Genomic DNA, 23232 nt, shown 5'->3' with positions numbered 1-23232 from the left:
TCCGTAAATGCCCAATGAATCATAGGTTAGCATTACCGCGCTGCCCAATGGCAGTCGTTGTGGCCCGCTTTCCTCTATAGCCATAGCGGGGCGATCAATTTGCGGTTGATATTTGGCACTAAAGCCTTATTATTCGCCGTCCCCAGCGGGGATCTTTACCCTGCGCGGGAAATTGCCGGGCAGCCAGCCCAAAGTTTGTCTATATCTTATAGGCTCATAGCACGGGCAATCTCATGCCAGCGTGGTGTTAGCCCCAGAGAATAGATATAACGCTCATATCTTCTCCGGAAGGAGATTTGACCCCCTTTCGTAAGCTGGTCTCATTTGGCGCGCGCTTTCGGTATATATACGGGTTTTGCTCAATAAAGCAGACTTTTATATCGCCACTGAAGAATTTTAATAATATTCGGTATTTTACTGTGCCGGATATTTGTATCTATATATTGTTAATAGCCGTAGAGGTTTATTGAATGTTTCAGGAATACGACCAGATTGAACAACAGATTGCCGAGCACCAGGCCAAAATCGAGGAGCTGCAGGAGCAGAGGGCCCAGGCTGAACGCAAGAAAGAGGGCGTAATTGCGTTCGACAAGGCGCTGGTAAACCTCGCCGCTGAATACCAGATGGATGAGGAAGAGCTTTACCCGGCGCGCGGCGAGCAGATTGTCGACTGGCTGGTGGGGCAGCTGAATGACGAGGACGCACCGGATTACATCAAGTCCCTGAAGGCCCGCGTTGCCCGCGCCCTGAAAAAAGGCGGCGACACCCCGCGTCGCGGCCGCGCTGCGGCCTCCAAATCCAGCGAACCCAAACTGGAAGTGGGTCACTATCGCAACCCCTACACTGGCGGTACCCTGGAAAAGAAAAAGCGCAATCCGAAGCAGCTGAACCAGTGGGTTGAGGAGCACGGACTGGAAGAAGTGCAGAAGTGGAAGATCTGACTTTTCTCTCTTTTTACGTCGTTACTTGACATCCGGTATATCAGAGGCCCTGGTGGAAGCACCGGGGCTTTTTTTTGTTTAGGTCTTCAGGTACGTTGAATCGGCAAATGATGCCTCTGGTCCGTGTTAGCATCAAAATTTGAAGGCCGGTGACATGGCGCTATCCGGTTTTACTTGCCGTGAAAAGTGACTGTAAGTTCCGCCGCCTCCCCTGCATGACAATGAATTAATATCCGAGCTTCTTTTAGGTCAATAACGACCTGCATCAGTCATAAAGTGTGACAGGTTTCTATTTTTTTAATGGAAATTGGCGCAATTTCCTATAGTATGATCCGCTTCGAAAGTTAACCCATCGAATTATTCAAATAACGGTGTTGACACAAGGACGGGTTTTATATTATGCGGTACCTGCTTCTTTGCATTGCGCTACTGTGTTCTGCTTGCTCCTCCACGTCCGAAGTCCAAACCCTTCAGCCTGATTTTTATACAAGGTCGCCATGGCTGGTTGAGGCCCGCTCTAATCCGATTACACGAAAAGTCGACATTTTAATTGACGGGCAACCCGTACTGGAGGGGCGTCGGCGGTGGTTTGAACAAACGGTCACAATGACAGGGCATTATATGGGGGCAAGCTTATCCGCCTGCTGCGCCACCTTTGACGCCGAGGCGCCAGAGAAACTGTTGTGTACTTTGGCTGTGGATGGTCAGACGGCCACCCTATTAGGGATCAGATAGTCGAAAAGGGGAAAAGGGAATGCTAAATGCCGAAGAGCTGTTTCATTTGGGGCTTCACTCTCTTGAGAAGGATGATGTTGGCGAATCGCTGAGCCTGTTCAAACGATGCGTCGAAATGGATGAGCACCACGCCAAGGCTACCTATATGGTCGGCGCGCTGTATGCACAAATTCAGATGCTGGAGCCCGCGATAGATTGGCTCCAAAAAGCTATTGAGCTGGATGCCTCAGAGAAGACGGCGGTCTTTCAGCTCGGGCTGCTGCACCTCACGTCAGGGGATGTGGAAGAATCCGCGACTGTTTGGCGGGAGCTTGATGATCTCAAGCCTGATCACCCATTTAAGCTTTTTTCCGCGGGAATGACCGCTCTTGTAAAGGATGATTTTGCGCTGTGCATTGAAAAATTGTCGCAGGGAATTGAAAACAATGATTTCAATACCGCGCTCAATGATGACATGCGCAGAGTGATAGCTTCAGCTGAAGCTGCGATGGAGAATCGCCCGGGCGAGGCGGTTGTAGAGCACGGAGAGGTAACCCCGAATGCGGCTTCCGCACAAAGAGCTCTATCAGGTTACAAGCAGTCATTAAAAGGTAATGGCTAGGGAGTCAGGCGTTGGGCCCGGTAGATGGAGTTGGTCCCCTTGTACGTTTATTACGGGGAAGTGTATCCCGGGGAGATAGTCCAGGTAAGTCCAATGAGACTGCCGCCCGGCAGACTGCATCGGTGCAGAGGGTATCGCTCGGGGCATTGGAGAGCGAGCTAAAGTTAAAGCTAAAAAAAATCGAAGCCGATGCAGGTAGTGTCAGCCAAAAAGCACGAGTTGTAATAGAGGCGGTTCTGGTCTGGGAGTTCGGCGATAAGGTGCGTAACGAGCCCAAATTCAATCTGCTTATTGCGAAGGTGCATCAGCACCTGGAAAGTGATAGCAGAATCAAAGCCGCACTTGAAAATTTTCTCGAGCAGCTAGCTTCGTAGGGAGAGGAATACTTGAACAATAGTGAGCATGAGCAGAGGCAGCGTCTGAAGCCTATTGTGGCAATGGTACAGGAGCAAAAATTCGAGCAGGCGGTTTCTCTTCTGAAGGAATACCTGCTGGAATTCCCCCAGAATGAAGTCGCACTGGGTATGTTGGCCTCTACCTACCAGCAGCTAGGCATGTCGGGCGATGCCAGGGATAATTTCCGGAAAATACTATCGTTCAATGAGGAAAACGCGCTTGCTCGTTTCCAGCTCGGAATGACCTATTTTCAAGAGAAGAACTGGAGTCAGGCGCTTGCCGAATGGCAATCCCTTATTGAATCCGGTACCGAATACGCCAGCCTTTTTTACGGGGCAATGTGTCATCTCAATATGGGTGATCAGGAATCGGCTGTTAAATATTTCAAAATGAGTGCGAAACTGATGCCGAAGTCGCATCCCCTGTATGGCAGCCTGCAAGATATTGCCTCGAAACTAAATTTCAGTCTTTCCTGAAGGTCGTGCTCAATGGAAGAGTTCCAGAAAAAATTATCCAGTTACCTGAAATATCTAGAACTGGATCCCCAAAACGCTCTGCTGTGTATACAAATTGGGGATCTCTACCATGAAAATGGTGATTTTGTTAAAGCCAGGGAATTCTTTGAGCGCGCACGGGTACAAGATCCAGAAAGCAGCGTTGCCCTATCCAGGCTGGGTAATCTCTGTTTATCTGAAAATAAATTTGAAGATGCTGCAGCAATCTATGATCAGGTAATTAGGGTTGCAGGTAATGACGAGAGCTTGAACTATAATTACGCGCTCTCTCTATACTATTGCAAACGGTTTTCAGAGGCGCATATAGCTTTTAGCTCCCTGGACAGTGGCAATAGTGGATTTAAAGATCTCGAGTTTTATCAGGTCTCCTGTCTACATAATGAAGGAAGGCTGGCAGAGGCGATTGAGCATGCGGAGCAATGCCTTTCGGTTAAGCATGATGCAAAGCTGATGGGCTATCTGTCTCTTATTAGAATGGATAGCTTTGACATGGCATCAGCTATAAAAGATGCCGAATCTGTCCTTGAGCTGGATTCCGCCAATGCGGATGCCGCCACAGTTTTAGGCAATCATGCCATTGAACAACAGGATATCGCGAAAGCTGAAGAGTTGTTTGAGCTGGTGGTGAAGAATGAACCCGGGAACCCACGAGGTTGGCAGGGGAAGGGTTTGGCTTCACTGTTAAACCGGGATTATGAGGGCGCGCAAACTTATTTTGAGCGGGCCGTTGAAATTTCCCCCGATCAAGTTGGTAATTTCAATACCCTTGGTTGGACACACATTATAAAAAATAACTTCCATAAAGCTGAGCAAGTATTTCGCACCGGGATAGAGAAGAACAGAAATAACGCGGAAGTACACGGCGGGCTTTCCGTCGCATTGGTGTTCCAGAATAAGCTTGATGAAGCCAAGCAAGAGTCTGACACCGCGCTCAAGCTAGACCGTTCATCATTTGGTGGTCTCTATGCAAAAAGTATTATGTTGAAGTTGAAGGGAAAAGATAAGATTGCAACTAAATTGCTAGGCGGCATGCTGGATGCCCCATTAGGTGATGGGGCGCCCTCACTGATGGATCATCTGATAAAGTACGAAAAAAATAATAGCCAGATACGAAGGTGAGTCGACAGCTATGACAGAAGATCTGGCCATTACCATGCTTTCTCAAATGCTCTGGTTGGTAATTAAAGTTACAGCGCCGGTTCTGGGCCTAACACTACTGGTCGGATTGGTGGTGAGTATTTTTCAGGTGGTGACCCAGCTGCAGGAAATGTCACTCACATTTATTCCCAAGCTCCTGGTATCCGGTCTTGCACTCATCGCGTTTGGCGGTTGGATCATTCAACAGATGGCCGCATTTGCCACACGATTAATCGGCGGCATACCACAAATGCTGCACGGCTTCTGAGGTAATATCAACGTGGTCGTGCAGTATACCCAGGGATGGGTGGTCGCATTATTGCTTGTGGCGACAAGGGTCTCACCTCTAATATTTTTTAGCCCACTGCTATCCCTATCAAAAATTCCGGTGAGAATATCCGTTACATTGATCTTGGTTCTTTCCGCCGGTATTACCTCTATTGTTGATACCAGCGGAACCGCGGGCGTACAGGCTATATCGCAGCTGGTGCCTCTGATACTTCAAGAAGCTTTGGTCGGCATTTTAATGGCTTTTGGAGTGTTTTCTGCCTTTGCCGTTTTCAGCTTTGGCGGGCGCATACTGGATATGCAAATGGGATTCAGTGTGGCTGCTACGGTAGATCCGGCCAGTGGCGCCCAATCTCCACTAATAGGCACGGCGATTACATTGGCAGCAGTGCTCACATTTTTCCTGGCCGACTTCCACTACGTCTTTATCAAGGCTCTGATTCAAAGCTTCTCTGTAGTTCCTTTAGGTAGTGGGATTGGCGACATCGACTTTGATGCGGTAGTCACGCAATTTGGGCTTATGTTCAGCCTCGGTGTAGTAGTGGTGATCCCGGTAGTTGTTATGTTGCTATTGGTGGATGGCGCCTTAGCTCTTGCAGCGCGCACGATGCCGCAAGTAAACATGTTTATGCTGAGTATCCCGATCAAGATTTTTGTTGGGTTGATTTTGGTCGCAATTTTGGCTGAAAGCTTTGGGTCGATCTTCAAGCAAGTGTTTCAGTCCATTTTCAGTTATTGGGGAGCGGTACTCTAATGGCTTCCGATCAGCAAGAACAAGACAGGTCGGAAGCTGCAACTCCCTATAAGTTGCAGGAAGCCAGAAAGCGAGGTCAGGTTGCCAAGAGCGTCGAAGTTAATGCATGGGTAATAATGGCCGTTTGCGCTGCTGTAATCTTTGCAACCTTTGATGACCTGTTGTCGAAATATCTTACGCTGAATAAATACTTCCTGGCCAATGCAGGTGATATCGACCTGACAGAAAGTAATGCAGTTTTATTGTTGAAGCACATTTACGAAGGTTTGCTTCACGTATTTATCCCGGTGATTATTGCCATTGTTTTTGCCGCTTTATTAGCAGGAATAGTTCAGGTAGGGCCGCTTTTCAGTTGGCACCCGATGAAGCCTGACTTTAAGAAGCTGAACCCCGCTGATGGTTTCAAGCGGATTTTCAATAAGAAGATAATTTATGAGTTGATCAAAACGGCGATAAAAATCGCAGTTATAAGTGGTCTGATATGGGCAGCGGCAGTGGGAACGTTGGATAAGCTGTTCATGTTGCGGGGGATGTCTTTCTACCATCAGGTAGACGCAATTTCTCAAATCGCTGCAATATGGGTTGCGATTATTCTCGCTGGGCTGGGGGTTATCGCTGCGATTGATTTCGCTTATACGCGATGGAACTACAAAGACAACATGAGAATGAGCCGTCGAGAAGTCAAGGAAGAAGTCAAGCGTCGTGATGGCGATCCGAAAATCAAAGCCAAAATAAAAGAATTGCAGAGAGAAGCCGCTAAGAAAGGACAGTCTCTGGGGCGGATACCCGATGCGGATATTTTGATCACAAATCCAACTCACATCAGTGTTGGAATCCAGTACCGCCGCGAAGAAATGTCTGCGCCAAAGGTAATCGCAAAAGGTGCCGGTGATCTGGCGCAAAAAATGCGTCTCAAAGCCTCCCAAGCCGGCGTGCCTATTATAGAAAACAAACCCTTGGCAAGGCAGCTGTTTCGTGAGGCGGAGCTCGATTGCACGATACCGCCAGATACTTTCGCGGTTGTCGCAAAAATATTGGTTGAAGTTATGCGTAGTAAACAGAAAAGAGAGTTATCTTAATGTGGTGGAATAAGAACTTCCTTTCTGGACATAGCGATCTGCTACTGGTACTGGCAATGGTAGGCATCTTAATGGTGCTCTTCACGCCAATACCGTCCGTACTCCTGGACTTTCTTCTTGTACTGAATGTTTCATTTGCCCTATTAATATTGCTGCTTACATTTTATGTTGAAAAACCTACTAATTTTTCAACATTTCCATCTTTGCTACTCATGGCAACTCTATTCAGGTTGTCACTGAATATTGCGGCAACACGCCTCATCCTCAATGATACCGATGCTGGTCGGGTGATTGGCGCTATTGGTGATCACGTGGTATCCGGAAACTACGTGATTGGTTTGATTGTGTTTCTGGTACTTATTGTTGTTCAGTATGTCGTTGTAACCAACGGTGCACAGAGGGTCGCAGAAGTCTCTGCACGCTTTACCCTGGATAGTATGCCGGGGAAGCAAATGAGCATCGACGCGGACCTTAATATAGGTCTTATTAATGAAGAAGAAGCCAAGAAAAGACGAGAAGGTATTGAGAAAGAAAGTAATTTCTATGGATCGATGGATGGTGCCAGTAAATTCGTAAAAGGCGATGCCATTGCCGGAATTATCATTATTCTGATCGATATTGTTGGTGGGCTAACCATAGGGGTGGCCCAAAAGGGAATGTCCTGGTCTGAAGCTCTGCATACGTTCACCCTGCTAACGGTGGGTGATGGCATTGTAACGCAAATTCCCGCACTAATTATCTCAACCGGAACGGGCATTATTGTCACAAGGGCAACATCGGATGCCTTTCTGTCACAGGAAATTGGCAAGCAAATAACCTCATTTCCAAAGATATTGCTGCTGATTGCGTTGGCATTGATTCTTATTTTGTTTCTCCCGGGACTACCAATTCTCCCGGTCCTGATGGTGCTCTTGTTAGTGAGCATACTTGGCTATTTTGCTGTGTTTCAAGGCAATAAAACGGATCTTGAAGAAGATCAGCCAAAGCAGCTGGAAAACAACGTATACGATACTTTGACTGTTGATCCACTCGTCATAGAGATAGGGGCTGCCTTAAAAGACGGGTTTTCAACGGATAGCTCTTTTAACGAAAGAATAGCTACGTTCAGGAAAAAAATTGCGCGGGAAACCGGCTTTGTAGTTCCGTCCGTCAAAGTCCGAGATGGCGAAGGGCTAAATGATGCAGAATATAGAATCAGCATCAATGATGTCCCCATCGGCTCTGGCCAGCTGTATATGGAGAAGTGGCTGGCGATAAACCCCGGTAATATTCCGCAGACTTTGGATGGTATTGATACTAAAGAGCCGACCTATGGTTTGCCGGCAAAATGGATTGAGGATGAAAGTGTAGATGTTGCCGAATCGATGGGTTACACCATCGTTGATCCCACGAGCGTTCTTATTACACACCTTGGCGAAGTTATTAAGGGGGCATCTTCTGATCTTATGAGCCGGAAAGAGGTCGAACTGATGATAAATCAATTACGGCCTGAATATACAACTCTGATAGACGAGTTGATCCCATCTTTGATGACTCTCAGTGATGTACAGAAAGTGCTTCAGAAGCTGCTATCTGAGCAGGTATCAATACGTAACATGCCAATGATCCTTGAAGTTTTAGTGGATCAAGCGCGTTTTAACAAAGAGCCGGGCTTTCTTGCTTCACGGGTAAGAGAGCAATTGTCCGCGCAAATTTGTAGAGGCTTGGCCAATGAGAATGGTGAGTTATTCGTTATGGTGCTGGATCCGGCAGTTGAGCGCACCGTCGGTGAGTCTCTCAGTAGAGTCCAGGAAGGGCGCCCAATCCTGGATGCAAAATTTTCCGAGCAGCTGTTGAAGCGAATTGCCACAAATGTAGAAAAAATGATGTCGGCGAACATAAACCCGGTATTGTTGTGTAACCAGGCACTTCGATCCTACATGCGTGATTTCTCTGAAAAAGCAATACCTCAGCTGTCTGTATTGTCCATGAGTGAAGTAAACAACAACGTCAAATTGAAATCATTTGGTGTTGTAAGTGTTTAGAAAATGTGAGGTCGGAAATGGATAGTGTACTTGCGATCGCAGAAGCGAATATATCCGGAAAGCTGGAACAGCTTTCGGCAATTAGCAACAATATCGCCAATGTCAATACCACAGGTTATAGAAGTAAATTAGTTGTGGAAGCCCCGTTTGAATCTGCAGTGGCGGCGGTTGGCGGGGGTTCTGTTCCATCTACTGAAACACACGTAGACCTGTCCGTAGGTTCCATGCGGGAAACTGGACGCTCATTGGATATAGCTCTGAGCGGCAGTGGCTTTTTCCAGTTGGAATCTCCGATGGGTGACATGCTCACCAGAAATGGCCAATTTGATATCTCAGAAGATGGCAGATTGGTCGGTATCAATGGTTGGCCGGTTAAAGTTGATGGACAGATGGAGCCGTTTACCAGAGATATTCAGATAGCCAAGGATGGGCATATCTATAGCAAAGGAAAAGAAGTTGGAAGAATTGAACTTGCCGATGCGAACGAGAACTCTCTTGTCGAATTCAATTCAGGTGTATTCAAGCCGAAAGGTAACGTCACATTGGGGGGCGAGCAGCAATTACTTCAGTCCCACCTGGAGGGTTCTAATGTTGACCTGTTGAGCGAAACTACAAGGATGATGATGGCGCTTAGGAGTGTCGAAGCCACACAAAAGCTGGTGCACAGCTACGATTCTTTGCTCGACACGGCAATTACTACACTCGGTGAATTTTAAGGAGGGGGCGTGATAGATTCATTATTTATTTCCGCGACAGGGATGCATGCTCAGCAGAAGCAGATTGATTCCATTTCAAATAATCTGGCAAACCTGAATACAAATAGTTACAAAAAAACAAAAGTTTCCTTTGAGTCTCTAGTTTCGCGGCATCAGGAAATTAAACATTCACGCTACTTCCAGCCGCAGGAGGTATCTTCCGGGGTCGGCGTCTCAGCAGATAAGCAGAGTGTAGATTTCAGTGCGGGGGAAATGATCCAAACCGGAAGGCCTCTCGATGTGGCGATCAGCGGGCAAGGCTTTTTTGAGGTGCAGCTCCCGGATGGTAGCTATGCATACACAAGAAATGGACATTTTGAAGTAAACCAGGATGGAATTCTGGTGACTGCGGACGGCGCCATGCTAAATCCCGGCATTGAAATTCCCTTCGATTCCACGGATGTCGTTATAGGCGAAGATGGAAGCGTACAGGTCAAATATTCCAATGCGCAAGATTTTGTACAAGTAGGCTCACTGGAGATCGCACGCTTTGGTAATGAGTCCTCGCTGGTACCAGTTGGTGGCAGCATGTACATCAAGTCTGAGGGTTCAGGTGATCCCGTATTCTCAAGTCCTTCTGAGTTGGGAAATGGCACGATAAAGCAGGGGTATCTTGAAAGCTCAAATGTCGAAATGGTGGATGAAGTTGCCAATCTAATGGTTGCGCAACGAGCTTATCAAGCTAACTCCAGAGTACTCCAGATATCCGATCAGATACTCGAAATGATAAATAATCTGGGTAGCTGATGTTTCGTCTGTTGGCTCTACTAGTCCTGTTTACATCGAAGGTTACGGCCATGGTGGCGATTGAGTTGAGACCGTCAGTAAATATTGACGCGGCTTATCCCCACCTGGATGATCTTGCGGTTTTGACTGGGCCTGATAAAGATGTCCGGAACCTCTCGCGGGTCGTTTCCAACCGCCCTGTTCTGATCGGTCACACGGTGAAATATTTCAGGGAGGATGTTGAAAAGTGGGTTTTAGAAGCTGGGCTCAATGTAGGTTCCTTACAGTGGCATGGAGCCCGCCGAATATCGGTGTCCCGGCGCAGTAACGTCTTAAGTAAACGCGATATAGAGCAGGCACTAGAACAGAAGCTGGCGCAGAGCTTCAAGGGCAAGTCCGTAGGGCTGTCTCTGGTCACTGATAGTGTAGGACTGGTTCAGGTTCCCAGAGGACCCTATTCACTATTGGTAAAACTTGAGCAGCGACAGTTAGAAAAATCGATGTCTGCTCTGGTTTCTATTGTTTCCAATGGGCGTTTAGTAAAAAAGATACGAGTTAATTTCAGATTGAAATTGGAGGGGATGGCAGTTGTTGCGACAGATGACTTGCCCAGCCACACATTACTTACCCCAAATGTGTTATCTACGGAAAAAGTCAATACGCTTTCAGGGCGTGGCAAAGTGGCTGTGTCTCAGGGCGAGTTGCTGGGAAAACGTTTGATCAGGCCTGTTACGAAAGGGCAGGTGATTGTAAAGAGTGATGTGGAATCTGTTCCTGAGGTAATTAAAAGTGAGACACTCAGTGTCGTTTTCATTGGTAACGGCGTGTCGATAAAGATGAGGGGCGTTGCGCTTGAGGATGGCAGAGTTGGAGAAACAATAATGGTAACACTGCCTACCTCAGATACTCCTATGCCGGTCATTGTCGTCGGAAAAGAAAGGGGGCAAATTCAGAATGGTGCTTAAAAAGTTTTTGAGAGGCATGTTTAGCCTCGTATTGATATCCGCTGCAGGTCAGTCTCTGGCCAACGGAGCCGAAGGATATGAACGTGGAGAACCCGAGCAGCAAGAGGAGCCATCTACTGGCTCGCTTTATCATGAGGAAAGTTATCGCGCTCTCGTGGAAGATAATAGGGCTTACTCAGTCGGTGACACTATTACAGTAATGATCTATGAGGCGGCCAGTGCTACGAGTAAGGCTGATACCGATGCGAATAAGAACTCGGATATTTCCCTCAGCGCAACCGATTCCCATAATCGGGTTGGGGCGAAATTCAGCGGGTCCTCGGAATTTAACGGGGGCGGTGTGGAACGACGGTCAGGGGAAGTCTTGGCTAGAATAAGCGCCACGGTAGAAGCAATCCTTCCGAATGGTGAACTATTTCTCCGTGGGGATCAGGTTATAGCTTTAAACAATGAGAGCCAGGTGATCTACGTCGAGGGCCGAGTCAGGAAGGAAGATATAAGTACCGATAATATCGTCCTTTCCACCCGACTGGCTGATTCCACCATCCGTTTCCAGGGGGAAGGTTTGTTATCGAAAAAGGAGAGCCCGGGGCTCATTTCCAGGGCACTGGAGTGGTTGTTTTAAATTATGAAGATATATTCTGCGCTTCGGATATTTGTCCTGGGATTAACAGTTCTGTCTGCAGCGGCTAACACAAGTGCCGAAAGCGTCAGGTTGAAAGAGTTGGCCAGGTTGAAATCTGACAGGTCCAATATGCTGGTCGGTTATGGCGTCGTTACCGGACTTGCGGGTACCGGCGATAGCTACAACAGTAAGCTGACGAAGCAATCGATGAGTAACCTGATTGAAAACCTGGGTATCAACATTGATCCAAAAGATCTCCGCGCGAGAAACGTGGCCGCTGTGATGATTGCTGCCTCGCTTCCACCATTTGCTCAGCCGGGCTCCAACATTGATGTAACGGTCAGTTCAATGGGAGACGCGCGCTCGCTATTAGGAGGAGCATTGGTGGTTACGCCATTACGGGGGCCAGACCAGAGGATCTATGCGCTGGCGCAAGGATCTCTTTCCATCGGCGGCTACCGCTATGACCTTAATGGCAACCTGGTGCAAAAAAATCACCCGACAACGGGCACGATTGCGAACGGTGCGATTGTCGAAAAGGCTGTTGCCAACGGCCCAAGTGGATTCGATAAGAAGCTAACGTATGTCTTAAACAGTCCGGATATCACCACGATTAGCCGAGTGGTGCAAAGCATCAATCAGAAGTTCGGTTCGAATCTGGCGCATGTGGTCGGGCCTGGCACTTTTGATGTGTTTCCTCCCCGGGAGGACAGTAACGCGCTTTATCAATTTATGGCCAGTATTGAATCAATCAAGGTTGAGCCAGATAGCCGGGCTCGTGTTGTACTCAATGAGAGAACTGGAACTGTTGTGGCGGGAGGTGATGTGACTATTTCTCCGACAACCATCACGCAGGGAGATATGATCGTCTCAATTAGTACTGATTACTATGTTTCACAGCCAAATGTCTTCTTCGGGAGAAACAACCTGCCGAATGTGAGAACACAGACTGTGCCGGATACGGAAATAGGTGTTAAGGAAGATAACGGTGTTATGGTCAATATGCCTCAAGACAGTAATGTCGCTGAGCTGGTTACAGCTTTGCGAAAAGTTAACGCCAGCAGTCGGGATATTATTACTATTTTACAAGGGTTAAAGGCTGCTGGTGCTTTACACGCCGAGCTGATTATCCAGTAGGAGCAGAAAAATGATAAATAATGTTACTGATCTCACTTCAGATCTTGTAAAGACCGCACTAGATGCAAATTTACAGCAGCAGCAAATATCCGCACACAATATCGCTAACGCAAATAGTGACGGTTACCGTGCTCTAGCTTTGAATTTCAGTGATATATACGCCGATGCTGAGAATCTGCTGTCCGGTGATGAGAGTCAAAATTCCGGAAGGTTTGAAGGTCTGCGCAATGAAATTCATGACGGTGCATACGTCCACGCCACTGGCTCCAATGTAGCGTTGGATATGGAGATGGTGCGTCTTAATGAAGTTGTAGTTCAGTATCAGGCTCTTCTCCAGGGCTTAAGTAAGTATGGTAGTTTGGTGAAAATGGCAATAACTGGGGAGGTAGGTAGATAAAATGGATTATTTATCAGTATTTGATATTAGTGCTTCCGGTCTGTCGGTAGAAAAATCACGGCTTGAATTGGTAGCCAGTAATTTGGCCAATGCTAACAGTACTCGCCCGGCGGATCAGAGACCCTATGCGGCGAAAAGGCTGATGACAAATCCGGCGGGCGCAAAGAGTTTTGCTGAGCAAATGAATTTAGTTGATGAGCTGAGAGGGGTTGGCAGCGGGAAAGTTTATGAAAGTAATGACGACTTTCGGCTCAGTTATGAGCCAGATAACCCGAATTCAGATGAAAAAGGGTTTGTCAAGTACGCCAATGTCAACTTGCTGACTGAGATGATGACAATGCTCCGTTCCCAACGAGCCTACGAGGCGAACGTTAAAGCCGTCAATGCGTATAAAGCAATGATCCAACAGGCACTTAAAATCGGGAGCTAAATGAAGTGAGCATTGAGCCTATTAATCCAATAAAACTAGATTCACTGATTCCTGGCAACGTTGATCATCAGGCGTCAGCCAGCTTTTCGAGCTGGATTGCCGCGCAGATGGGCGATCTGGACCAGCAAATAAATAAATCTGAGGCAGCATTGCAGGATTTAGCTCTAGGAAAGGCTGAAAACCTGCACGACGTTATGCTCGAGCTGGAAAAATCCAAAACGGAATTCCAGTTGGCTTTACAGGTTCGGAATAAAGTTCTTGAAGGCTATCAAGAAATAATGCGAATGCAGGTCTGATTGCTGCATCGAAAGGGGTTGTTTTTAATGAAGTTTACAGAGGGTAAGCCACTACTCTGGAGTGGCGTTGTAGTTATTGTTCTTTTTATAGGTGTTGCCAGTTATTGGCTGCTGACTCCCGGCATGGAAGTTCTACTCCGGGAGTTGCCTCCGGAAGAGCTTGATAATGTCTCTGCTGAGTTAACTGTGCTGGACATACAACATAGTATAGATCGAGAAAAGGGCACAATAAGCGTAGCTCATAAAGATGTTTTCAAGGCAAAAAAGGCCGTTATGGAGAGCGGTAACGCCTTCAGGCAGGTTGTTGGCTTCGAACTATTCAATGAGTCAGATTTCGGGGTTACAGACTTTGCCCAGCGTGTTAATTACCAGCGAGCACTTGAAGGTGAACTTTCGAGGACGATAAGTTCACTTGACGACATCAGAGATGCCCGGGTGCATCTGGTTTTGCCTGAAAAGAAATTATTTTCTTCTGACAAAGAAAAGGTTCGAGCATCCATTACCATTTATTTGGATCCAGGAAAGCAACTCGGTCCGAATCAGGTCTATGGAGTCAAGAAGATAGTTGAGTCTTCTGTTCCAAAAATCGATGCTGAGAATATTTCTATTGTAAATCAATCAGGTGAAGTCCTGGTTGGGAGTGCTTCCGATGACTATGCCGGAGGCAGACCGCTACAAGAAAAGATCAGAGTCGAAAATTACCTTATGGATAAGATGAGATCGGTATTGGATGGAAGCCTTGGGACGTCAAGATATGTAGCCGATGTAGATGTCACTCTTGATACGGATCGAAAAACCGTTCAAACGGAGCGGCTTTTGGCGCCTGACGATGGAAGCGGTGTTAGTAAAATCCGCGAGACGGAGAATAGTGGTACTGGTGAAAAGGCCGGAAAAAAGAGTAAATCGAAAGAGGTTAGTTATCAATACGGTCGCGAGATAAGTAACGTGGAGTACTCAGGGTACGAAATTACCAGCGTCAACGTTGGGGTTGTTGTCGATCAGACTCTCGATAATGTTGACATCGAGGAGCTGAAGTCCCTGATTGAATCCGTGCTGGGAATGAGGCCTGACAGGGGAGATAGGATAACTATCATTAAGAACAATATCGCGCTAAAGAAAGCCTTCGAAAAGTATGAGGCTGCACCAGCGCCTGCACCAGTGCATGATAATCCAGATACTCCCGTCTTAAGCAACCAGAAATTGATCTTGTTGGTTCTCTCTCTATTGGGAGTCTTTGTTATAACTTTTCTAGTGAAGGCCATCAGCAGCAATATGAGATACCGAAGGATCTCCAGACAGTTGCAGCATTGGGTTGATATGCCAACAAATGTGGTCCAGATCGATGATCAATGAAAAGGCTCTGGCAGTTGAGTTGTATTTGCTCCCTGAAAGACAGAGGGAGCGATTGCTTTCGTCGATCCCGAAGGAATTCCGGGACAAGCTGTATCGGTATTTCAAGCTTTTTGACCTAAATGGACACGAAGATGAGGATGTTCTCTCAGAGCAATTTGCATCGGATTTCAAGCGTACCGAGCGTCTTGTAGAGCAGGTTCCAGGAGCTTCAGCGGAATTTATCGACCGTTTGGCCAGAGTCGTGGCGGGGCAAGAAGCTGTATTTCCCTCGTCATTGGCGCGTTCGCTAAGCGAGTATATAGCTACGGGTAAAAGCCATGAGTGAGATGGCCAGAAAAAAGCTGCTTGGCGCAGAGCATAACAGCTCTGCCGTTCAATCCGTCAATAGTGCGAAAGGCCCCCAAAAGGTGGAGGCTCAAACTGTTGATGTAGATGCCATATTGAAAAAAATCGAGCTACAGAAGCAGGAGATTGAAAGCCTGAGGGGGGATCTGGCCGAGAAGACTTCTGAGTTGAGTAGACTTTCGACTTTTGTAGAAGATAACGAAAAAAAATATTATCAGGAGGCGGTAGCTCGGGGAAGAGAGGAGGGATTGAAATCATATACTGCTGGTATGGAGCGGATGGCGACTGAATGCAGCAATAGTATTGCTTCGCTGGAGCGATTTCTGCATGAAACCGCAAGCAGAGAGAAAAGCTTTATTCAGGAAAATGTCGCTGGTGTAGTCGCAATTTCTGTCGCAAAGATCGTGGGTGATATAAAGATTCCGCCTAATTATCTTTATGAGAAGATTGCGCAGTTGATCGAATTTTTGAATCCGGAGAAGAAGGTAGATATCCAGATTGGTGCAAATTTATATGAAGCCTTGATCAGCAATAAGGCAGTATTTGACCGGCTTAATAAATTGGCTCGCATAACCTGTAATTCCGATATCCGTCCATTCGATCTATTAATTGAGGCGGAAGACCAGGTTGTGGATGCAGGCTATTCGACTCAGATCGGAAATTTGCATTCACTGATCGCGGAGGCTTTGGCGTAACGCAATGTTCTCAGAGCTAAGTCGTATCGTGGAAGGTGCCTGCTTATTCGAGCTATACGGTAAAGTCGAAGAGTTTGTTGGCTTGAGTGTAGAAGCGCGAATGCGCGATGTTTTCTATGGAGAGCGCTGCACCATTTCAAGTATTGATGGAAAAAGCCTGGACGCAGAAGTAAAGGGCTTCAGAAATGGGAGAGTTGTACTGCTGCCGTATGGCGACCTGACCGGCGTAAAGCCGGGGAGCTTTGTCAAGCGGAGCCGGACAACACTCGACGTTCAGGTCGGACAGGGCTTGCTTGGCAGAATCGTTGATGGAATGGGTCGGCCAATTGACCTGGGCCCTGAAATATTTGCTGAAGAGAGGCGCATGCTACGAGGCCAATCCGTGCCCCCGTTGGAACGATCTCGTATTCGCTCTGTACTGCCCACGGGCGTAAAGGCGCTGGACAGTATGCTGACTTTAGGCAAGGGTCAGCGTCTGGGAATTTTTGCAGGAGCCGGTGTAGGGAAGTCATCGCTACTCGGTATGTTATTAAGTGGCGTCGAAGCCGACATTACTGTTATAGCGTTAATCGGGGAGCGCGGTCGGGAGGTCAAAGATTTTCTGGAAGAGGCACTATCTGATGAGCAGAGGGAAAGGACGGTTGTAGTCGCGGCTACTGCCGATGATCCGGCTCTGCTGAGAGTTAATGCCGCTTTTACCGCGATGGCTATTTGTGAGTACTTTCGTGATCAGGGAAAAGATGTATTCCTTGCTGTCGATTCTCTAACTCGCTTCGCTATGGCGCAGCGGGAAGTTGGTTTGTCTGTAGGTGAGCCACCCACGGCGAAGGGCTATACGCCATCGGTGTTTGGGCTGCTTCCCGAGCTTATCGAGAGAGCGGGGACAAAGGAGGGAGCGGGAAGTATCAGTGCTGTCTACACATTACTCGTAGAAAATGAAGAGTTGGAAGACCCTATCGCAGAGTCTGCTCGGGCCATTCTTGATGGGCATATCATCTTAAGCCGCGAAGTTGCCAATGAAGGTCGCTATCCAGCCATCGATTTTCTGGGGAGCATAAGTCGGCTTGCGAACAGGCTTCAAGATGATAGTCAGATTGCACTGTGTAGAAATTTAAGGGCTCTGATAAAAAACTATGCAGAGGCCAGAGACCTTGTTTCGTTGGGTGCATACCATGAGGGTAAGAACCCGAATCTGGATAGATCCCTGGTGCTTGTTCCCAGGATTTATCATCTCTTTGAGCAAAGTGGCAAGGCGGAAATTTCCCGGGACGATGTTTACGCAGAAATGGCGAGAATTTTGGATAAGAAATGAATCGGCTAACCCAGGTTCAAAAGCTTATAAAGTTGGCTGATATCCAAATGATCGGTCTCAGCGAAGATTTAGCGAAAGAAAAGGCTCGTTTAGCAGATCTTCGCGAGGAACTGAAGGGCATCGACCGCGAAATTCATAATTTTGAAGGCCTGTACCGAGAACTCCTGCATGGGGAAATGACACTTTTTAATCTTGATCGAATCTCTGATGTAAAGATGAGTATCGAATACGCGGAGAAAAGAAAGGCAGGCCTGGATAGTCAGGTGTTCATTTCCGAAAAAGAGGTCGAATTTCTGGTCGATGAAATTCATCGTTGCTATACCATTAACGAAAATTACGAAGCGCTTGCTGAAGAACTTAACCGCGCAGTAAGGAAGAGGACCACCCGGCGCTTGGAATCAAGGTATGACGAATTGAGTTTAGTAAGGTGGTGTCGCAATGAAGATCGATAGTTTGCCAGGGCTGTCTGATGCGGTTAGTGGGCAGGTGTCAAGCAACAAGCGCATTCAGAGTTGGGAACAGGAGTTTCTTTCGCAGCAAAGACGATCCTATTCGGATAACGAAGCCCCACAGGAAGGGGGCTTGGATAACAGAAATACTGCTGCGGAAAAGAGACCTTGGCAGGGGATTACTGAAAATTATGCATCGTCGCGAGCAGCCCCTAGCAACGAAAGCAGGCTTTCAGGGCCGGATCCGCATGCCGCTGAAGGAATGGTGTCTGAGCGAAAGTTCATGGCGGGTTACAACCGCTTAACTGGTCAAGTTCCAGTTGCGGAAAAAATGGGTAGACAGATCAATGAGACTTTTCGCACCTCTATCAAGCGTCCGGTGACGAAGCCGGATTTAGAGGCGCAGCTAGGAAAGTTCAAAGGACATCTAGTTGTCGAAGAAGACGGTTTTGTCTCGGTTTGGGTCGGGAGAGTAATGTCTGATTCGGACAAGTCTGGAATTGTCGGTAGCATAAAAACGATGCTATTACGCAGCGGCTTGACTCTGGAAAAGCTGACGATTAATGGAATCGAAGAGCAATTATAAATTCTATAGGAGTGGAAGATGGCAATTGGAGCCTTGGGGGGAGTTGACTCCACCAGTACCCAAACACAGCAGAATGCGACGGTAAATCAGGAGGACCTATTCAGAATTCTCCTGACCCAGCTTAATTATCAGGATCCGTTGAAGCCCATTGACAATGCAGAGTTTATTTCCCAGTTGGCACAATTTACCAGCTTGGAGCAGGCGCGTCAGACCAATGAAAACATTCAGTCACTGATGAAGATTGACGCGGCGAATCAGGCAATAGGAATCATCAGTCGCACGGTGGAGGTCACTACCGAAACATCCCGGGAATTGGGAAGTGTTGTCTCGGTTAATTTTGACTCAGGATCTCCCGTGATTACCGTGCAGACCAGTGACGGACGATACCTCACGGATATACCGATTTCCCAAGTGCAGACAGTAGGTGATTAGTGATGTTGAGTACAGTTTACAGCAGCATGGCTGGTCTACAGACCTTCAGCAAAGGTCTGGATGTTATCAGTGGAAATGTGGCGAACGTAAATACCCCTGGATATAAGGGTAACCAGGCAATTTTTTCTGATGTCTACTATGGCTACCAGTATGAAGACGGAGAGCGTCCGTATCTAAAGAGTGGAGTTTCCGGTAGTGGCTCGGAGATGTTGCGCACCACGATTAATTTCTCTCAGGGAGATCTGCGTGAAACCGGAAATGAAACCGACCTCGCTATAGATGGTGAAGGTTTCTTTATTGTGGAAAAAGATGGAGAGCGGCTCTATTCCAGGGTTGGACAGTTCTCATTTAACAATGATGACATTCTGGTATCGGCAGCTTCAGAGGCCCAGGTCATGGCATTCGATGAGTCCGGCAACCTAGTTCCGCTTAGCCTCGAAGGCCTTAAGACCATGCCTGCTCAGCCGACCGAGAATCTTTCGTTTCTCGGCAATCTGTCCCTGGGTTCCTCGCAGCATGTGATTTCGGATGTTGAGGTTGTTGATTCTCTCGGATCAATTCAGAAGCTAAATCTTACCTTTAGAAATAATAATTCCAATACTCCACGTAGCTGGTTCGTTGATATTAGAGATGAGGATAACAATCTGATCGCCTCAGATTTGGAAATCCGTTTCCAAGATAATGGTTCTCCAGCAAAGGGATACAATAGTGTTTCTTTTGACTTTCAGCCGACTGATCGGGCGAAGCAGAATATCAATCTCTCGTTTGGTGATGTAGGTTCATTTTCCCAGGCAACTTCGTTCTCTGGAGCTTCAACGTCAGATCTTGCGCTGGATGACAATGATGGTTACCAGCAGGGTGCATTACTCAGCCTTTCTTTTGATGAGGATGGTGTGCTGGAGGCGAATTACAGTAATGAGCAAACCCAGAAGGGAATGCAGATTGCACTGGCACATATCCATGACAAACAGTCTCTCACGCAGTTGGGCCAGGGAGTGTTCCGCGCCAACCCTTCTCAATCAATCGATATCGGGCGGCCAAATCAGGATGTATATGGGCGGATTCAGGGAAATAAACTTGAGTCCTCGAATGTAGAGCTGTCGCAACAGTTCACGGAAATGGTCATCGTTCAGCGCGGTTACCAGGCCTCTTCGCAGATGCTGACGGCAGTTAATGAAATGATGCAGCAGTTACTGGAGGCGTCCAAGTGATCGCTGCGGATAAAATTAGGGATTTTCAATTTGTAAGCTCGGAAAAACTGGAGGAGATAAAGACTGCTCTGCTGGAGAAGATGACAAGTTTTTCTGCAGCCTGGTGGCGGGATGCGGATATTTTGAAACTTGTTGATGTTAGTGAGTTCTACTCGCAGGACGGCCTTTACAAGGAATATCGAGTTTTTCGTAACTACCGACATGGGGATGAGCAGGTCATTTTCATTGGCGATGAAAGTGTCTGGAGCGAGCTGTTACAGACTCTATTGGATGGCGAGTCAATCAAGAGTGGGGATTTCTCGAGTTTTATCCTCGATCGGTTTTGTCTTGAGTTTTGCCAAACGTTTATCAGTCCTGAGTTTGAGGCAGAAAAGATACCCGCGGACGAACATGATGATGGCGTCAATCGTTACGCTAGCGGTTGTGTTGCACTTGAATTCGATGTGGATGGCATTCCGATCTCAATACTGTTGAGTCGCGGCATGTGGCAGGGCGTGCTAATTCCGCATCAACCCCCGGTATCGAGGGGGCTGCCCGATACGCTTTCCACTCTGGGATCCTCTAAGACAGTGTTAAACGCCTATTTTCAGTCGAATAGCATTGACTGTGGGACACTGATGGGGCTTGAGGAAGGTGCGTTCATTCCGCTGGGACAGGACTTTACCGGCAGAGTTTCCATTTCGTGCGGGGAGGAGGTGCTGTTGCTGAGTGGCGTTTTGGGGAAAAGCGACGGTGGTCGTGTAGTTAAAATTCAAAAATCGGAGTGAGTTTGTTGTGGAAACGTTGGACGTAGAATTGCAAGAGTTGGCCCAGGGTAGTGGGGGGAGTGCGGTGGTGCCGCCATCGCTGGAGATGATCAAGCACGTAAAAGTGGATCTTCGGGTTTCTGTGGGAAATGCCAGTATATCGGTTGATGAGCTGTTCAGTCTTAAGGCCGGCGACTTGTTGCCGCTGGATCGTGGGGTAGACGAGCCGGTAGATGTTTTTTTGAATGGAGAGCTTGTTGCGCGCGGCATATTGGCATCTCAGGGTGACTCGCTGGGAGTCAGGGTTACCGAAATCAATAATCCGAAGCCCGGTGAGTAGGGGCTGAGAGTGAGTGGTATGACATTGCCCGGTAAGGTATGGCAAAAATGTGCGGTATTGCTATTGTCGGTCCAGAGTCCACTGGTGTTGGCGGAGGATAACTCCGTCCTGCTGATGTTGACACTGGTCAAGGCCCTTGTTGCCGGTGCTCTGCTTCTCGGTATTGCCTTCGTAATCCTAAAGGTTTACGGAAAGTGGCGCGGCAACATATCGGCGGTTGGTCCGGTTCGCTCTATTCAGGTTAATGATCGTTTACATGTGAGCCAAAAGCTCACGGTTTACTCCCTGTCCTGGCACGGTAAAGAGTATTTGCTCGCTGAAGCCGCGCAGGGGGTGACTGTGATCGACCAGCGGCCTAAAGAGAAAGAAGAACAAGCATGAGAGTTTTGTTGGTCATGCTCCTGGCGCTCCTCCCGGGGCTGGCTGGGGCCGCAGATATAAGCCTTCCCGGAATGCAAATCCAATTCGATGATGGCGCCGGTGACCTGAGTCGGGCACTGAAAATACTCATCGGACTTACCGTGCTGAGTCTGGCTCCCGGCATCCTGATTGTAATGACCTCATTTACGAGGATCATCCTGGTGCTGGCGATGTTGCGCCATGCTCTCGGTATGCAGCAGACGCCTCCAAATATGGTGCTGGTAAGCCTAGCCTTGATTCTTACGGTATTCAGCATGAAACCTGTTCTAGAGGAAATTAATTCCGAAGCCTATGTACCGTATACAAATAAGGAAATCAGTTCTAAACAGGCTCTGGAGCGCGGTATTCAGCCGCTCCGAAAGTTCATGCTAAAGCAAACCAGAGATGAGGATCTGGAGCTGATTTACGAGATCAACAAGCAGGCTGTGCCGAAGTCCGCTGACGATGTCGGCTTGTCGGATTTGGTTCCAGCATTTCTGTTGAGTGAACTTCGTACGGCATTCCAGATAGGATTTATTATTTTTATTCCATTCCTGTTGGTGGATCTGGTGGTTGCCAGTATGTTGATGTCGCTGGGGATGATGATGGTACCTCCCATGATGATATCCCTACCGATAAAAATCCTTATTTTCGTGTTGATTGATGGTTGGAGTCTGGTCACTCTGTCATTGATGAACAGCTTTCAGTAGATGACCTGCGTATGGGCGGATTCATTGAATCACCGTCGCGGGAGGCCGATTTATGGATTGCCTTCGCAGGTGGCGATAAGTCTGCAAGAGAGCAGTTGATACTGCTATATCATCCTCTTGCTGCCCGTATTGCGGGAAAGTTTTTTGCCGGCAGAGCTGTAGATAGTGTGCCATATGAAGACTATCTACAGTTCGGGTTGCTTGGGCTGATTGAGGCTCTGGAAGTGTTCGATGTATCTGCCGGGGTAAAGTTTTCCACATTTGCCGGCTATCGAGTGCGTGGTGCTATTCTCAACGGCCTGCCGCGAATGACAGAAAATGGCAGCCAATATGAGTTCTACAAGAGAGCGCTTGAAGAGCGCAATGACTCACTGATTGGCGACGGTAAAGTGGCGTTTGAAGATTTCGTCGACGCTATCATCAGCCTCGCTGTCGGCTTTCAGTTGGATGCACTTGCTTCAGGAACAGGTCCCCGAGAGGGGCTCGATCCATACTCCAGCCTGCATTACGACCAGTTGCTCGGTAGCCTGTCTGGATTGGTCAAAAAGTTGCCTCTCAAGCAATATATGGTAGTGCACGGACACTATTTTCAATTCAAGTCGTTTGTGGATATCGCCGAGGAGCTTGAGCTTTCCAAGGGACGGATATCACAGATTCACCGTGAGGCGATAGCAATGTTGCGCCAGTTGTTGCGTGATCGCGATCATGTTCGCCTGGCCTGACAGGTCGATATTTGATCGATCGCGCCTGGTTTTTTCTTCATTTTGATCACCTGTCAGAGTGATTTTGCCTAATTAACAGCCACAATCCGGCAAGAGTGTGATGCCTGTCACAAAAATGACCGGTATTCCTA

At 47.7% G+C, this 23232-nt stretch carries 30 protein-coding genes; all 30 read left to right on the top strand.

The window, feature by feature from the left end; all coding sequences use genetic code 11:
• Nucleotides 1-470 precede the first annotated feature (470 nt).
• The gene (locus ABDK11_RS16540; protein WP_346837623.1) at nucleotides 471-941 is read left to right on the top strand and encodes a hypothetical protein; all 471 of its coding nucleotides are present in this window, start codon (nucleotides 471-473) and stop codon (nucleotides 939-941) included.
• Between the two features lie 754 nt (nucleotides 942-1695).
• Entirely contained in the window at nucleotides 1696-2277 is a 582-nt protein-coding gene (locus tag ABDK11_RS16535) for a hypothetical protein (protein WP_346837622.1), read from the top strand.
• Nucleotides 2278-2399: 122 nt separating this feature from the next.
• Nucleotides 2400-2651, top strand: coding sequence for a hypothetical protein (locus ABDK11_RS16530; protein ID WP_346837621.1), 252 nt, complete (start codon nucleotides 2400-2402; stop codon nucleotides 2649-2651).
• A gap of 12 nt (nucleotides 2652-2663) precedes the next feature.
• Nucleotides 2664-3149 carry a tetratricopeptide repeat protein gene (locus ABDK11_RS16525; protein ID WP_346837620.1) on the top strand — a complete coding sequence of 162 codons (486 nt, stop codon included), beginning with the start codon at nucleotides 2664-2666 and terminating at the stop codon, nucleotides 3147-3149.
• A 12-nt stretch (nucleotides 3150-3161) separates the two neighbouring features.
• Entirely contained in the window at nucleotides 3162-4307 is a 1146-nt protein-coding gene (locus tag ABDK11_RS16520; protein ID WP_346837619.1) for a tetratricopeptide repeat protein, read from the top strand.
• Between the two features lie 10 nt (nucleotides 4308-4317).
• Nucleotides 4318-4593 (top strand): flagellar biosynthetic protein FliQ, encoded by a 276-nt coding sequence (locus ABDK11_RS16515; protein ID WP_346837618.1) that lies wholly within the window; start codon nucleotides 4318-4320, stop codon nucleotides 4591-4593.
• A gap of 12 nt (nucleotides 4594-4605) precedes the next feature.
• Nucleotides 4606-5367, top strand: a complete 762-nt coding sequence (locus ABDK11_RS16510; RefSeq protein ID WP_346837617.1) for a flagellar biosynthetic protein FliR — start codon at nucleotides 4606-4608, stop codon at nucleotides 5365-5367.
• Nucleotides 5367-6446 carry an EscU/YscU/HrcU family type III secretion system export apparatus switch protein gene (locus tag ABDK11_RS16505; RefSeq protein ID WP_346837616.1) on the top strand — a complete coding sequence of 360 codons (1080 nt, stop codon included), beginning with the start codon at nucleotides 5367-5369 and terminating at the stop codon, nucleotides 6444-6446. Before ABDK11_RS16510 ends, ABDK11_RS16505 begins: the two co-directional genes overlap by 1 nt.
• Nucleotides 6446-8470 carry a flagellar biosynthesis protein FlhA gene (locus ABDK11_RS16500; RefSeq protein WP_346837615.1) on the top strand — a complete coding sequence of 675 codons (2025 nt, stop codon included), beginning with the start codon at nucleotides 6446-6448 and terminating at the stop codon, nucleotides 8468-8470. The genes ABDK11_RS16505 and ABDK11_RS16500 overlap by 1 nt, the downstream gene beginning before the upstream one ends.
• 17 nt (nucleotides 8471-8487) lie before the next feature.
• Nucleotides 8488-9186: a flagellar hook basal-body protein gene (locus tag ABDK11_RS16495; RefSeq protein WP_346837614.1), complete on the top strand. Its 699-nt coding sequence runs from the start codon at nucleotides 8488-8490 to the stop codon at nucleotides 9184-9186.
• A gap of 9 nt (nucleotides 9187-9195) precedes the next feature.
• Nucleotides 9196-9972 (top strand): flagellar basal-body rod protein FlgG, encoded by a 777-nt coding sequence (gene flgG, locus ABDK11_RS16490; protein WP_346837613.1) that lies wholly within the window; start codon nucleotides 9196-9198, stop codon nucleotides 9970-9972.
• A gap of 50 nt (nucleotides 9973-10022) precedes the next feature.
• The gene (gene flgA, locus ABDK11_RS16485; RefSeq protein WP_346837612.1) at nucleotides 10023-10916 is read left to right on the top strand and encodes a flagellar basal body P-ring formation chaperone FlgA; all 894 of its coding nucleotides are present in this window, start codon (nucleotides 10023-10025) and stop codon (nucleotides 10914-10916) included.
• Complete coding sequence (locus tag ABDK11_RS16480) at nucleotides 10906-11541, top strand: flagellar basal body L-ring protein FlgH (protein ID WP_346837611.1); 636 nt, start codon at nucleotides 10906-10908, stop codon at nucleotides 11539-11541. Before flgA ends, ABDK11_RS16480 begins: the two co-directional genes overlap by 11 nt.
• Nucleotides 11542-11631: 90 nt before the next feature.
• Nucleotides 11632-12678, top strand: coding sequence for a flagellar basal body P-ring protein FlgI (locus tag ABDK11_RS16475; RefSeq protein WP_346837610.1), 1047 nt, complete (start codon nucleotides 11632-11634; stop codon nucleotides 12676-12678).
• 10 nt (nucleotides 12679-12688) lie between these two features.
• A complete protein-coding gene (locus ABDK11_RS16470; protein ID WP_346837609.1) occupies nucleotides 12689-13075 on the top strand; it encodes a hypothetical protein in 387 nt (128 codons plus the stop codon).
• 1 nt (nucleotide 13076) lies between these two features.
• Nucleotides 13077-13505: a flagellar basal body rod protein FlgC gene (flgC, locus tag ABDK11_RS16465; protein ID WP_346837608.1), complete on the top strand. Its 429-nt coding sequence runs from the start codon at nucleotides 13077-13079 to the stop codon at nucleotides 13503-13505.
• A 5-nt stretch (nucleotides 13506-13510) separates the two neighbouring features.
• Complete coding sequence (gene fliE / locus ABDK11_RS16460) at nucleotides 13511-13801, top strand: flagellar hook-basal body complex protein FliE (RefSeq protein ID WP_346837607.1); 291 nt, start codon at nucleotides 13511-13513, stop codon at nucleotides 13799-13801.
• 27 nt (nucleotides 13802-13828) lie between these two features.
• Nucleotides 13829-15154 (top strand): flagellar basal-body MS-ring/collar protein FliF, encoded by a 1326-nt coding sequence (gene fliF / locus ABDK11_RS16455; protein WP_346837606.1) that lies wholly within the window; start codon nucleotides 13829-13831, stop codon nucleotides 15152-15154.
• Nucleotides 15144-15479 carry a hypothetical protein gene (locus ABDK11_RS16450; protein ID WP_346837605.1) on the top strand — a complete coding sequence of 112 codons (336 nt, stop codon included), beginning with the start codon at nucleotides 15144-15146 and terminating at the stop codon, nucleotides 15477-15479. Before fliF ends, ABDK11_RS16450 begins: the two co-directional genes overlap by 11 nt.
• Complete coding sequence (locus ABDK11_RS16445; RefSeq protein ID WP_346837604.1) at nucleotides 15472-16194, top strand: hypothetical protein; 723 nt, start codon at nucleotides 15472-15474, stop codon at nucleotides 16192-16194. Before ABDK11_RS16450 ends, ABDK11_RS16445 begins: the two co-directional genes overlap by 8 nt.
• A gap of 4 nt (nucleotides 16195-16198) precedes the next feature.
• Nucleotides 16199-17506: a FliI/YscN family ATPase gene (locus ABDK11_RS16440; RefSeq protein WP_346837603.1), complete on the top strand. Its 1308-nt coding sequence runs from the start codon at nucleotides 16199-16201 to the stop codon at nucleotides 17504-17506.
• Nucleotides 17503-17958: a hypothetical protein gene (locus ABDK11_RS16435; RefSeq protein ID WP_346837602.1), complete on the top strand. Its 456-nt coding sequence runs from the start codon at nucleotides 17503-17505 to the stop codon at nucleotides 17956-17958. The genes ABDK11_RS16440 and ABDK11_RS16435 overlap by 4 nt, the downstream gene beginning before the upstream one ends.
• A complete protein-coding gene (locus ABDK11_RS16430) occupies nucleotides 17945-18541 on the top strand; it encodes a hypothetical protein (RefSeq protein WP_346837601.1) in 597 nt (198 codons plus the stop codon). Before ABDK11_RS16435 ends, ABDK11_RS16430 begins: the two co-directional genes overlap by 14 nt.
• An 18-nt stretch (nucleotides 18542-18559) precedes the next feature.
• Nucleotides 18560-18973, top strand: coding sequence for a flagellar hook capping FlgD N-terminal domain-containing protein (locus tag ABDK11_RS16425; protein WP_346837600.1), 414 nt, complete (start codon nucleotides 18560-18562; stop codon nucleotides 18971-18973).
• A gap of 2 nt (nucleotides 18974-18975) precedes the next feature.
• Nucleotides 18976-20184, top strand: a complete 1209-nt coding sequence (flgF, locus tag ABDK11_RS16420) for a flagellar basal-body rod protein FlgF (protein ID WP_346837599.1) — start codon at nucleotides 18976-18978, stop codon at nucleotides 20182-20184.
• Entirely contained in the window at nucleotides 20181-20951 is a 771-nt protein-coding gene (locus ABDK11_RS16415) for a hypothetical protein (RefSeq protein ID WP_346837598.1), read from the top strand. The genes flgF and ABDK11_RS16415 overlap by 4 nt, the downstream gene beginning before the upstream one ends.
• Before the next feature lie 7 nt (nucleotides 20952-20958).
• Nucleotides 20959-21270 (top strand): FliM/FliN family flagellar motor C-terminal domain-containing protein, encoded by a 312-nt coding sequence (locus ABDK11_RS16410; RefSeq protein WP_346837597.1) that lies wholly within the window; start codon nucleotides 20959-20961, stop codon nucleotides 21268-21270.
• 18 nt (nucleotides 21271-21288) lie between these two features.
• Complete coding sequence (locus tag ABDK11_RS16405; protein WP_346837596.1) at nucleotides 21289-21651, top strand: hypothetical protein; 363 nt, start codon at nucleotides 21289-21291, stop codon at nucleotides 21649-21651.
• Nucleotides 21648-22379: a flagellar type III secretion system pore protein FliP gene (gene fliP, locus ABDK11_RS16400; RefSeq protein ID WP_346837595.1), complete on the top strand. Its 732-nt coding sequence runs from the start codon at nucleotides 21648-21650 to the stop codon at nucleotides 22377-22379. The genes ABDK11_RS16405 and fliP overlap by 4 nt, the downstream gene beginning before the upstream one ends.
• 11 nt (nucleotides 22380-22390) lie before the next feature.
• Entirely contained in the window at nucleotides 22391-23101 is a 711-nt protein-coding gene (locus ABDK11_RS16395; protein ID WP_346837594.1) for a sigma-70 family RNA polymerase sigma factor, read from the top strand.
• Nucleotides 23102-23232: the final 131 nt, after the last annotated feature.

The organism is Microbulbifer sp. SAOS-129_SWC, from assembly GCF_039696035.1.
Lineage (GTDB): Bacteria > Pseudomonadota > Gammaproteobacteria > Pseudomonadales > Cellvibrionaceae > Microbulbifer.
The sequence above is the reverse complement of the archived record's forward strand: the minus strand, read 5'-3'. Positions and strand labels throughout refer to the sequence as shown.